At 61.7% G+C, this 12,021-nt stretch carries 13 protein-coding genes; 8 read left to right on the forward strand and 5 right to left on the reverse strand.

All coding sequences use genetic code 11. The features are described 5' to 3' along the window. Positions 1–84: 84 nt before the first annotated feature. The 5 genes from J1D76_RS22830 to J1D76_RS22850 all read right to left on the reverse strand — a co-directional run bounded on the left by J1D76_RS22830 (position 85) and on the right by J1D76_RS22850 (position 4,418). The gene (locus J1D76_RS22830; protein WP_421140599.1) at positions 85–1,107 is read right to left on the reverse strand and encodes an SIS domain-containing protein; all 1,023 of its coding nucleotides are present in this window, start codon (positions 1,105–1,107) and stop codon (positions 85–87) included. Beyond that, positions 1,088–2,194, reverse strand: a complete 1,107-nt coding sequence (gene nagA, locus J1D76_RS22835) for an N-acetylglucosamine-6-phosphate deacetylase (protein WP_421140600.1) — start codon at positions 2,192–2,194, stop codon at positions 1,088–1,090. Before nagA ends, J1D76_RS22830 begins: the two co-directional genes overlap by 20 nt. 28 nt (positions 2,195–2,222) lie before the next feature. Next, complete coding sequence (locus J1D76_RS22840) at positions 2,223–2,954, reverse strand: GntR family transcriptional regulator (RefSeq protein ID WP_421140601.1); 732 nt, start codon at positions 2,952–2,954, stop codon at positions 2,223–2,225. 359 nt (positions 2,955–3,313) lie between these two features. Next, positions 3,314–3,817, reverse strand: a complete 504-nt coding sequence (locus J1D76_RS22845; RefSeq protein ID WP_421140602.1) for a L,D-transpeptidase family protein — start codon at positions 3,815–3,817, stop codon at positions 3,314–3,316. Positions 3,818–3,869: 52 nt separating this feature from the next. Further along, positions 3,870–4,418 carry an NUDIX hydrolase gene (locus J1D76_RS22850; protein WP_421140603.1) on the reverse strand — a complete coding sequence of 183 codons (549 nt, stop codon included), beginning with the start codon at positions 4,416–4,418 and terminating at the stop codon, positions 3,870–3,872. Between the two features lie 147 nt (positions 4,419–4,565). Between J1D76_RS22850 and J1D76_RS22855 the strand changes: the two genes are divergently transcribed. The 8 genes from J1D76_RS22855 to guaA all read left to right on the forward strand — a co-directional run bounded on the left by J1D76_RS22855 (position 4,566) and on the right by guaA (position 11,910). Then, positions 4,566–5,165 carry a CoA pyrophosphatase gene (locus tag J1D76_RS22855; protein ID WP_421140604.1) on the forward strand — a complete coding sequence of 200 codons (600 nt, stop codon included), beginning with the start codon at positions 4,566–4,568 and terminating at the stop codon, positions 5,163–5,165. A gap of 45 nt (positions 5,166–5,210) precedes the next feature. Beyond that, positions 5,211–5,735, forward strand: a complete 525-nt coding sequence (locus J1D76_RS22860) for a gamma carbonic anhydrase family protein (RefSeq protein ID WP_421140605.1) — start codon at positions 5,211–5,213, stop codon at positions 5,733–5,735. Then, positions 5,732–5,947, forward strand: a complete 216-nt coding sequence (locus tag J1D76_RS22865) for a DUF1289 domain-containing protein (protein ID WP_421140606.1) — start codon at positions 5,732–5,734, stop codon at positions 5,945–5,947. The genes J1D76_RS22860 and J1D76_RS22865 overlap by 4 nt, the downstream gene beginning before the upstream one ends. Before the next feature lie 107 nt (positions 5,948–6,054). Further along, on the forward strand, positions 6,055–6,522 hold the full coding sequence (locus J1D76_RS22870) for a preQ0 transporter (RefSeq protein WP_421140607.1): 468 nt from the start codon (positions 6,055–6,057) through the stop codon (positions 6,520–6,522). A gap of 87 nt (positions 6,523–6,609) precedes the next feature. Then, a complete protein-coding gene (gene purT / locus J1D76_RS22875; RefSeq protein ID WP_421140608.1) occupies positions 6,610–7,791 on the forward strand; it encodes a formate-dependent phosphoribosylglycinamide formyltransferase in 1,182 nt (393 codons plus the stop codon). A 183-nt stretch (positions 7,792–7,974) separates the two neighbouring features. Next, the gene (locus J1D76_RS22880) at positions 7,975–8,523 is read left to right on the forward strand and encodes a sugar ABC transporter ATPase (protein ID WP_421140609.1); all 549 of its coding nucleotides are present in this window, start codon (positions 7,975–7,977) and stop codon (positions 8,521–8,523) included. 238 nt (positions 8,524–8,761) lie between these two features. Then, complete coding sequence (gene guaB, locus J1D76_RS22885; RefSeq protein ID WP_034150805.1) at positions 8,762–10,231, forward strand: IMP dehydrogenase; 1,470 nt, start codon at positions 8,762–8,764, stop codon at positions 10,229–10,231. Positions 10,232–10,332: 101 nt separating this feature from the next. Next, on the forward strand, positions 10,333–11,910 hold the full coding sequence (guaA, locus tag J1D76_RS22890) for a glutamine-hydrolyzing GMP synthase (RefSeq protein WP_007982837.1): 1,578 nt from the start codon (positions 10,333–10,335) through the stop codon (positions 11,908–11,910). Positions 11,911–12,021: the final 111 nt, after the last annotated feature.

The following is a 12,021-nucleotide window of genomic DNA, read 5'->3' on the forward strand; positions in this document are numbered from 1 at the left end:
GCGAAGGGGACCTCAAACATGGCGTTGTTCTTGCGGCCGCCTTCGCTGGCAAGCCAGCTCCTACAGGGGGATTTGCACCCCGTTTCAATGGGTGCGCGTGACTTTGCTCAAATGCCGCGGCTGGTCCGGGTCCAAGCCGCGGGCCACGGCCAGGGCGGCAGCCATCACATAGAAACTCTGGATCGCCAGAATCGGGTCGAGGGCCGGGTGTTCGGCGCGGGTCAGCGTCAGGTCGCGCTCAAGCACGTCATCCGGCGCGGCCAGCAATACGCGGGCGCCACGCTGGCGCATGTCGGCGGCCAGGCTCAGCAATCCGGCCTGTTCCGCACCGCGAGGGGCGAATACCAGCAGCGGGTAGTTGTCGCCGATCAAGGCCATCGGGCCGTGACGGACTTCGGCACTGCTGAAGGCTTCGGCCTGGATCGCCGAGGTTTCCTTGAACTTGAGCGCCGCTTCCTGGGCGATGGCGAAACCGGCACCACGACCGATCACCATCAACCGCTGGCAATCGCGCAAGGCCTCGATGGCCGCGCTCCAGTCCTGCTGCGCGGCATCGCGCAGGCCTTCGGGCAAGGCGAGGCCGGCGTCGAGCAGTTCGGCGTCCTCTTTCCAGTGGCCGATCAACCGGGCGCTGGCGCTGAGGGTGGCGATGAAACTCTTGGTCGCGGCCACACTGCTTTCGGTGCCGGCGAGCAGTGGAAGACTGAACTCGCACGCCGCTTCCAGCGGCGAATCAACGGCGTTGACCATCGACACGCTGAGGGCGCCGCGCTTGCGCAACAGGCGCAGGCTGTTGACCAGGTCCGGGCTTTGCCCCGATTGCGAAAAGGCGAAGGCCACCTGGCCACTGACCTTCAACGGTGCCTGTTGCATGGTCACCACCGACATCGGCAACGAGGCCACCGGGATGCCCAGCTGTTGCATGGTCAGGTAGGCGAAGTAGCTCGCGGCGTGGTCGGAGCTGCCGCGCGCCACGGTCATGGCCACTTGCGGCGGCTGACGGCGCAGGCGTCCGGCGATCTCGATCATCTGCGGATCGAGTTGTTGCAACTGGGCTTGCACGGCCTCGAACGAGGACAGCGCCTCTTCAAGCATTTTTGAAGTCAATGTCTTCTCCTTCGACCATGACGGCGGTCAGTTTCAGTGAGCGATCCAGCCGCACGCAGTCGGCCCAGGCACCCGGTTGCAGGCGCCCGCGTTCGGTGATGCCGAGGTAATCGGCGGGGAATTGCGACAGGCGCTGCGAGGCTTCGGCGATGGGCAGGCCGATCTTCACCAGGTTGCGCAAGGCCTGATCCATGGTCAGGGTGCTGCCGGCCAGGGTGCCGTCGGGCAGGCGCACGCCGCCCAAACACTTGGTCACGGTGTGGCTGCCGAGCTTGTACTCTCCGTCGGGCATGCCGGCGGCGGCGGTCGAATCGGTGACGCAATACAGGCACGGGATTGAGCGCAGCGCCACGCGGATCGCACCGGGATGCACGTGCAGCAAGTCCGGAATCAGCTCGGCGTACTGGGCATGCGCCAATGCCGCGCCGACGATTCCCGGCTCACGGTGATGCAGCGGGCTCATGGCGTTGTAGAGGTGGGTGAAGCTCGTGGCGCCGGCCTCCAGCGCAGCGACGCCTTCCTCGTAGCTGCCCAGGGTGTGACCAATCTGCATGCGGATGCCGCGACCGCTGAGTTCGCGGATCAAGGCGTCGTGGCCGGCGATTTCCGGGGCGATGGTGATCACCCGGATTGGCGCCAGTGCCAGGTAGTCTTCGACCTCGGCCATCAGCGCCGTGTGCGCGAAGTTCGGTTGTGCTCCGAGTTTGCCGGGGTTGATGTACGGGCCTTCGAGGTGCACGCCGAGTACGCGGGCGCTGCCCTTGGGCCGCTGCTCAGAGAACTCGCCGACGGCCTTGAGCACACGCGAGATCTCGTCGCTCGGCGCGGTCATGGTGGTGGCCAGCAGCGAGGTGGTGCCGAAGCGCACGTGGGTGCGGGTGATGGTTTCGAAGGCCGGCGTGCCTTCCATGATGTCTTTGCCGCCGCCGCCGTGAACGTGTAGGTCGATGAAGCCCGGCAGCAGGTACGGCAAGTCGTTCGCTGTCGGATCGCAGGGAACGCCTTCGATGGACAGCACTTTGCCTTGCTCGTGGACCAGTCGGCCGCGAACCCAGCCTTGTGGGGTGAGGATGTTGTCTTCGGACATGATCGGTTCTCGTTCAGCGAGGCGGCGATTAGCGACGCAGCTCTGCGACAAAGTCGTAGTAGTCGTTACGGCAATAGGTGTCGGTGACTTCGATGGGCGTGTTGTCTTCCAGGTAGCCAACCCGGGTCATCAGCAACATGGCGGTGCCGGGTGCGATGCCGACCAGCGCAGCGAACTCGTCGCAGGCGTTGATCGCCTGGATGTGCTGCAAGGCGCGGACGATGGGTTTGCCGATGCCGTCGAGGTAGGCGTAGAGGGAATCGCCGATCAATTGCGGCTCGGCGATGATCGAGGCGGGCAGGGTGCTCATCTCGATGGCCATGACCGTGTCGTCGGCTTTGCGCAGGCGTTTGAGCCGCGCCACCTTGTCATTGGGCGACAGGCCGAGGCGGATCAACTCTTCATGGGTCGGCAGGGTGATGTCCCGTTCCAGCCAATGCGAACTGGGTACGAAACCCTTGAGGCGGAGCATTTCACTGAAACCGGACAGCCGCGACAGCGGTTGTTCGAGGCGCGGTGTAATGAAGGTGCCGGAGCCCTGGTTGCGGCGGATCAGGCCTTGTTCGAACAACACTTCCAGGGCCTTGCGAGCGGTGACGCGGGAGATGCCCAGCGTTTCGCTCAGATTGCGCTCCGACGGCATGGCCTGCTCGGCTTTCCACTGGCCGGCATGAATCGCCGCTTCCAGGTTGCGGGCCAGTTGCAGGTACAACGGCGTGGGTTGAGTGTCGTCGGGGCGCAAGGCCTGGAGATCGTTCATGGCGGGTGTCCGGGGCGAATGTTGGAATATTTTGGCCCGTGAATGCGGCAGAAACTAATACCACTTGAATACCATGTCAACGCCAGTACTTTGCTGTAGGCGTGCGAAATCGGGCCTTGGGGGAGGGGAAGCGGCGGATTGGTTTTAAGTGGTATTAGCGGTGGGGGAGGCGGTCGTAAAGATCGCAGGCTTCGGCTGGTGCTTCGGGCGGGAGTGGTATCACCGGTGCGGGAGCGGCCGTGATGGGCTTTTTTTTGATTTTATTTTGCGATGTCGACCAATGGTCACATCCGGAGGCGGGCAATGTTCTTTGTGGCGAGGGAGCCCCCTCGCCACAGGAGCGCCGCTAATTCGGAGTGTCAGGGGCGGATTTCGATCATCGTGCCGTCCGGCACCAGGTTCCAGACTTCGCGCATGTCCATGTTGCGCATGGCGATGCAGCCGTCGGTCCAGTCCAGTGTGTGGAACAGGTCTTCGGGGGTGTCTTCGGTGTCCGGGGTGCCGTGGATCATGATCATGCCGCCGGGCTCGACGCCTTCACGGCGGGCGCGGGCGGAATCGCTGATGTTCGGGTAGGAAATGTGCATCGCCAGGTTGAATCTATCGCTGACCTTGCGCCAGTCGACCCAATAGAAGCCTTCCGGGGTGCGTTTGTCGCCTTCCATCAGCTTCGGACCCTGGGGACGTTTGCCCAGGGAAATGCGATAGGTCTTGAGCGGCTTGCCGTCATTGATCAATTGCAATTGATGGGAAGACTTGAGAATCAGGATTTTCTCGATGACCTTGCCGTTCATGGTTTCCACGGCAGACGCCTGGGACACCGTGACCAGCGACAAACAGAACAGGGCAAGCAACCAGCGCATTGAAACGATTCCCCAGAAAAAGGTGTCGCGACTATTTATTTATAGATGTTTTTTAGTTGGCAGGCTGAGCAAGCGGCGGGATCGATTCAGACCGCACGGGGTAGACCTCGGTACGCCGGTCAGCAAAGAAGCATTCTAAGGTACGGCCCACCGTGCGGAAAGCCAGCTCATCCCACGGAATGTCCGCTTCGTCGAATAGTTGCACTTGCAGGCTCTCGGGGCCGGCCGAAAAGTCCAGGTCGGCCAGTTCGGCGCGGAAGAATACGTGCACCTGGCTGATGTGCGGCACGTCGATCAGGGTGTAGATGCTCAGGTTGCGCACTCGGGCGCAGGCTTCCTCGGCGGTTTCGCGAACGGCGGCCTGCTCGATGGTCTCGCCGTTCTCCATGAAACCGGCGGGCAGGGTCCAGTAACCACGGCGCGGCTCGATGGCGCGGCGGCACAGCAACACCTGGGTGCCCCAGGTCGCGACGCAGCCGGCGACGATGTTGGGATTCTGGTAGTGAATGGTGTGACAGCTGTCGCAGACAAAACGCAGGCGGGAATCGCCGTCGGGAATGCGCTGGGAAACCGGGTTACCGCACTGGCTGCAAAATTTCATGCTGGGGTTCCTGAATGCTGGGCCTATCTTGGCGTGCGGCGGTGTCAGTCGGCAAGTTGTCGTTTCGCGACATGGGACGGTCGCGGGGGTTGGGCGACCGCAACGATTGGTGCATGATGCCGGGTAAGGCACAGATCGAGAACACTCATGCTGGACGAGCTACTGCATCGGGTTAGTCACCACACGCCACGCACGCTGGAGACCGACCGTCGTTTTCCCGAAGCTGCGGTGCTGGTGCCCATCACCCGCAGTGATGAACCTGAGCTGGTGCTGACCCTGCGCGCCAGCGGCCTGTCGACCCATGGCGGTGAAGTCGCCTTTCCTGGCGGACGCCGCGATCCCGAAGACCCTGACCTGATTTTCACCGCCCTGCGCGAAGCCGAGGAAGAGATCGGCCTGCCGCCGGGACTGGTCGAGGTGATCGGGCCGCTGAGCCCTCTGATCAGTCTGCATGGCATCAAGGTCACGCCGTATGTCGGGGTGATTCCGGACTTCGTCGAATACCGGGCCAACGATGCCGAGATCGCCGCGGTGTTCAGCGTGCCCCTGGAATTCTTCCGCAAAGACCCCCGCGAACATACCCACCGCATCGATTATCAGGGCCGCAGCTGGTATGTGCCGAGCTATCGCTTTGGCGAGTTCAAGATCTGGGGCCTCACGGCGATCATGATCGTTGAGTTGATCAACCTGCTGTATGACGCCAAAATCAGCCTGCACCAGCCGCCCAAAAGCTTTATCAATATCTGAAGCCATCGTTCGAATGGCCCTGCCCGAGCCCTGAGGGAAACCACAATGAAATACCGCCTGGGCGACGCCCGCGTCGAAACCCATCCACAGAGCTGGGTTGCCCCCAATGCAGTGCTGGTGGGCAAGGTCAAGCTGGAAGAAGGTGCGAACGTCTGGTTCAACGCCGTTTTGCGGGGTGACAATGAACTGATCCTGATCGGCAAGAACAGCAACGTCCAGGATGGCACGGTGATGCACACCGACATGGGCTATCCACTGACCATCGGCACAGGTGTGACCATCGGCCACAACGCCATGCTCCACGGCTGCACCGTAGGCGATAACAGCCTGATCGGCATCAACGCGGTGATCCTCAATGGCGCAAAAATCGGCAAGAACTGCATCATTGGCGCCAATTCGCTGATCGGTGAGGGCAAGGAAATTCCCGACGGCTCACTGGTCATGGGCTCGCCCGGCAAGGTCGTGCGTGAGCTGACCGAGGCGCAGATCAAAATGCTCGAGGCCAGCGCTGCTCACTACGTGCACAACTCGCAACGCTATGCCCGCGACCTGGTCGAGCAGGAACAATGACCACGCCTGAACGCCCGGTGGCATCGCCCTGCGTGAATATTTGCGCACTGGACGAGGATGATATCTGCACCGGTTGTCAGCGTACGGTCGAGGAAATCACCCGCTGGAGCCGCATGAGCAACGACGAACGGCGTAACGTGCTGGGGTTGTGTCATGAGCGGGCGAAGGCGAGTGGGTTGATCTGGATGTTGCCCTCCAAATCCGATCGCTGAGCCGGTCGCGCTGTTGTGGCGAGGGAGCAAGCCCCCTCGCCACGGGTTATTTGTGTACTGAAGATGAAGTATCCTGTGCACAAAATTGACAGGTATTCCCCCGCCCCATGCTCTTCCTGATCGCCTACATCAGCAGCGTTGTGCTGATCAACTTCGCCTTTTCCACCGCGCCTCACCTGGACATCATCTGGTCGGCCTGGGGTGGGTTGGTGTTTATCCTGCGCGACATGGTGCAAACCCGTTTCGGCCATGGCGCCCTGGTGGCGATGCTGGCGGCATTGGCGCTGTCCTATGTCACTTCCGATCCGTCCATCGCCCTGGCCAGCGCTACGGCGTTCGCGGTGTCCGAGTGCATTGACTGGCTGGTGTTCAGCATCACCAAGCGCCCGCTGCATGACCGCCTGTGGATAAGTTCGGCGCTGAGCATTCCCCTCGATACCTTTATCTTTTTCGGCATGATCGGCGCCCTGACGCCGGGGGTGATCCTCACTGCCCTGGGGTCGAAATTCGCTGGGGTCACTGCCGTGTGGCTGATCATGGCCTGGCGCCTGCGCAAACAGGCTGTCACCGGCTGAAGTTCATGTAAAATGCCGCGCTTTCTCCCCATGGGAAGCGCGCCAGGCGACGCATCCCTCGATGATCCGCTCCTTGAGGACCTTCAGATGACCCGTATCGGAACTCCATTGTCGCCGACCGCGACCCGCGTATTGATGTGTGGCTGTGGCGAGTTGGGCAAGGAAGTGGTGATCGAGTTGCAACGCCTGGGCGTTGAAGTGATTGCCGTGGACCGCTACGCCAACGCGCCGGCCATGCAGGTCGCGCACCGCAGCCATGTGATCAACATGCTCGACGGTGCAGCCCTGCGCGCCGTGATCGAAGCCGAGAAGCCGCACTTCATCGTCCCGGAAATCGAAGCCATCGCCACCGCGACCCTGGTCGAGCTGGAGGCCGAAGGCTTCACCGTGATCCCGACCGCCCGCGCCGCGCAACTGACCATGAACCGCGAAGGCATCCGCCGCCTGGCCGCTGAAGAGCTGGACCTGCCGACCTCGCCGTACCACTTCGCCGACACCTTCGAGGACTACAGCAAAGCCGTTGAAGACCTCGGTTTCCCGTGTGTGGTCAAGCCGGTCATGAGTTCGTCGGGCAAGGGCCAGAGCCTGCTGCGCAGTGTTGATGACGTGCAGAAATCCTGGGATTACGCCCAGGAAGGTGGCCGTGCCGGTAAAGGTCGGGTGATCATTGAAGGCTTCATCGATTTCGACTACGAAATCACGCTGCTGACTGTGCGTCATGTCGGCGGCACTACGTTCTGCGCACCGGTCGGCCACCGTCAGGAGAAGGGCGACTACCAGGAATCCTGGCAGCCGCAAGCCATGAGCCCGATTGCCCTGGCTGAATCCGAGCGTGTCGCCAAAGCCGTGACCGAAGCCCTGGGTGGCCGTGGTCTGTTCGGCGTCGAGCTGTTCATCAAGGGTGATCAGGTATGGTTCAGCGAAGTCTCGCCGCGCCCGCACGACACCGGCCTGGTGACCCTGATTTCCCAGGACCTGTCGCAGTTCGCCCTGCATGCCCGTGCGATTCTCGGTCTGCCGATCCCGTTGATCCGTCAGTTCGGGCCTTCGGCTTCGGCGGTGATCCTGGTGGAAGGGCAGTCGACCCAGACCGCTTTCGCCAACCTGGGCGCTGCCTTGAGCGAGCCGGATACCGCGCTACGTCTGTTCGGCAAGCCGGAAGTCAACGGCCAGCGCCGCATGGGCGTCGCCCTGGCGCGCGACGAATCGATCGAAGCCGCCCGCGCCAAGGCGACCCGTGCTTCGCAGGCGGTTGTCGTAGAACTGTAAACACCTCTTCGGCGGGCCTATACCTTCTACAGGCTCGCCACATTTCACTGTAGGAGCGAGCCTGCTCGCGATGGGCTCAAGAACACCGCGGGGAACCAGATTCCCCGCGTTCGTTAACGACCATCGTCGGAACGCCGCCCGGAGCAGGCTCGCTCCTACAGGTCATTCTTCAGGCCTGTACCCATGAATTCGCAAAGCATCATCGTCCCGAAAATCTCCACCCTGCCGGTGCACGAGCCCCGGGCGCGGGCGATTGTGCGTTGGCTGGTGCGCAAGAACATCATCCACGAAGAACTGACCACCTGTGGCCGCACGGGCAATCGCATGGCCCATGCCATCGCCGACGGTGCCCGCGCAGTGGTCCTGCACCCGGAGGCGCTGCCGTTCGGCGAAGCGATCAATGGCCTGGAGATCATCACCAAGCGCTGCATCTATACGCCAGCCAAGGGATTCCTGGAAGAGGCGGGCTGCGCCGAGTGTCGCAAGGAAATCGGCGAAGCCCTGTTCGAAAGCCTGGAAGACTGGATGCCGGGGCGTACCGACAACTTTACCTGCCCTGAGTGCGGGCACGAAGACGACATCAACGGCTTCCTGTTCCTGCAGGAGTGCGGCTTCTCCAACCTGGGTTTCATCTTCAACAACTGGGCTGAAGCCGGGTTCAAGCAGGGTTTTATCGATGAATTCGCCGATTGGCTCGATCAGCCGGTCAGTTGGGTGAAAGTCGAACTCTGATGACCTTGTAGGAGCGAGCCTGCTCGCGATGGTCGTGAACGATGACGCGTGCCGTCTGAAAACAAGCGTTGCCTGTAAGTTCATCGCGAGCAGGCTCGCTCCTACAAAAAAGCAGCATTCCCACCGTTTAATTCCCGTATATCAGTAATGCCAATAATAGACAGAGTTTTACATTGAACCCGAAGGGGTGTCTGACTATAATGGCGCGCTTCCATTTTCCCGCTCGGGAGCCCCCGCGATGCTGCGTATCAGCCAAGAAGCTCTGACATTCGACGACATTCTCCTCGTGCCCGGTTATTCCGAGGTGCTTCCTAACGAAGTCAGTCTCAAGACCCGCCTTACCCGTGGCATCGAGCTGAATATTCCACTGGTTTCCGCTGCCATGGACACCGTCACTGAAGCCCGTCTGGCAATCGCCATGGCTCAGGAAGGTGGTATCGGCATCATCCACAAGAACATGACCATCGAGCAGCAAGCTGCCGAAGTGCGCAAGGTCAAGCGTTACGAAGCCGGTGTGGTCAAGGACCCGATCACCATCGACGCCGACGCTACCGTGCGTGAACTGTTCGAACTGACCCGTATGCACAACATCTCCGGCGTTCCGGTGCTGCACAATGGCGACCTGGTCGGCATTGTCACCTCCCGTGACGTGCGTTTCGAGAACCGTCTGGAAGCCACTGTCCGTGAAGTGATGACGCCTAAAGAGCGTCTGGTGACGGTCAAGGAAGGCGCCGACAAGAACGATGTGCGTGAACTGCTGCACAAGCACCGCATCGAGCGCGTGCTGATCGTCGACGACAAATTCGCCCTCAAGGGCATGATGACCGTCAACGACATCGAAAAAGCCAAGGCTTACCCGCTGGCCAGCAAGGATGATCAAGGTCGTCTGCGCGTTGGTGCTGCCGTCGGTACCGGTAAAGACACCGGCGACCGCGTTGCCGCGCTGGTCAACGCCGGCGTTGACGTGGTGGTGGTCGACACTGCCCACGGTCACTCCAAAGGCGTGATCGACCGCGTTCGCTGGGTCAAGCAGAACTTCCCTGAAGTGCAGGTGATTGGCGGCAACATCGCCACCGGCGCCGCCGCCAAGGCCCTGGCCGAAGCGGGCGCGGATGCGGTCAAGGTCGGTATCGGCCCTGGCTCGATCTGCACCACCCGTATCGTCGCCGGTGTCGGCGTGCCGCAAATCAGTGCCATCGCCAACGTTGCCGCTGCCCTTGAAGGCACTGGCGTTCCGTTGATCGCCGATGGCGGCATCCGTTTCTCCGGTGACCTGTCCAAGGCCATCGTAGCCGGTGCTTCCTGCGTGATGATGGGCTCGATGTTCGCCGGTACTGAAGAAGCGCCGGGCGAGATCGAACTGTTCCAGGGCCGTTCGTACAAGGCTTACCGCGGCATGGGTTCGCTGGGCGCCATGTCCCAGGCCCAGGGTTCTTCCGACCGTTATTTCCAGGACTCCTCGGCAGGCGCCGAGAAACTGGTTCCGGAAGGCATCGAAGGGCGTGTTCCCTACAAAGGCACCCTGAGCGCGATCATCCACCAGTTGATGGGCGGCCTGCGTTCCTCGATGGGCTACACCGGCAGCGCCGACATCGAAGAGATGCGCACCAAACCTGAGTTCGTGCGGATCACCGGCGCTGGCATGGCCGAGTCCCACGTGCACGACGTGCAGATCACCAAAGAAGCGCCAAACTACCGCGTAGGTTGAGCCTTCAAGCAATAAGTTAAGCAACCGGGGCTGTTCGATTCAGCCCCGAGTTGTTTCTGAATCACGACTGTTTCTGAATGACTTTTAGACGAGACTGAATCATGGCCCTCGATATTCACGCTCACCGCATCCTGATCCTCGACTTCGGTTCCCAGTACACCCAGCTGATCGCCCGCCGCGTGCGTGAAATCGGTGTGTACTGCGAACTGCACCCGTTCGACATGGACGAAGATGCGATCCGCGAATTCGCACCTAAAGGCGTCATCCTCGCCGGCGGCCCGGAGTCGGTCCACGAAGCCAACAGCCCACGCTGCCCGCAAGCCGTCTTCGACCTGGGTGTACCGGTCTTCGGTATCTGCTACGGCATGCAGACCATGGCCGAGCAACTGGGCGGCAAGGTTGAAGGTTCCGAGCTGCGTGAGTTCGGTTACGCCCGTGTCGATGTGGTCGGCAAGAGCCGCCTGCTCGACGGCATCGAAGACCACATCGACGCCGACGGCCTGTTCGGCCTCGACGTGTGGATGAGCCACGGTGACAAGGTCACCAAAATGCCGTCCGACTTCCACATCCTGGCCAGCACTCCGAGCTGCCCGATCGCCGGCATGTTCAGCGACGAGCGTCGCTACTACGGCGTGCAGTTCCACCCGGAAGTGACCCACACCAAGCAGGGCGGCCGCATCCTGTCGCGCTTCATCCTCGACATCTGCGAATGTGAAGCCCTGTGGACCCCGTCGAAAATTGCTGAAGACGCCATCGCCCAGGTGCGCGCCCAGGTCGGTACCGACAACGTCTTGCTCGGCCTGTCCGGCGGCGTGGACTCGTCCGTGGTTGCCGCGCTGCTGCACAAGGCCATCGGCGACCAGTTGACCTGCGTGTTCGTCGACAACGGCCTGCTGCGTTTGCACGAAGGCGAGCAAGTGATGGCCATGTTCGCCGAGAACATGGGCGTCAAGGTGATCCGCGCCAATGCCGAAGAGCAGTTCCTCGGTAACCTGGCCGGCGAAGCCGACCCGGAGAAGAAGCGCAAGATCATCGGCCGTACCTTCATCGACGTGTTCGATGCCGAATCCTGCAAGCTGGACAACATCAAGTACCTGGCCCAGGGCACCATCTACCCGGACGTGATCGAGTCGGCTGGCGCGAAAAGCGGCAAGGCCCACGTGATCAAGTCGCACCACAACGTGGGCGGCCTGCCGGAAGAAATGAACCTGAAACTGGTCGAGCCTCTGCGCGAGCTGTTCAAGGACGAAGTCCGTCGTCTGGGCCTGGAACTGGGCCTGCCATACGACATGGTCTACCGCCACCCGTTCCCGGGCCCGGGCCTGGGCGTGCGCATCCTCGGTGAAGTGAAGAAGGAATATGCCGACCTGCTGCGTCGCGCCGACCACATCTTCATCGAAGAATTGCGCAAGGCCGACTGGTACCACAAGGTCAGCCAGGCATTCGTGGTGTTCCAGCCGGTGAAATCGGTGGGCGTGGTCGGTGATGGCCGTCGTTACGCCTGGGTCGTGGCCCTGCGTGCCGTAGAGACCATCGACTTCATGACGGCGCGTTGGGCACACCTGCCTTACGAACTGCTGGAAACCGTTTCCGGCCGCATCATCAATGAAATCGAAGGCATCTCCCGCGTCACCTACGACGTGTCGAGCAAGCCGCCAGCGACCATTGAGTGGGAATGATCGTGATCGGGCCTGAGCATCCAGGCCTGCAACGATAGTGGCAAGCAAAGCCCCCGATCGCGAGATCGGGGGCTTTTTGCGTTCAGGGGGATCGGGCCGGGCGAAGCGGGG

This window comes from Pseudomonas sp. NFX15 (genome assembly GCF_049132105.1).
GTDB lineage: Bacteria > Pseudomonadota > Gammaproteobacteria > Pseudomonadales > Pseudomonadaceae > Aquipseudomonas.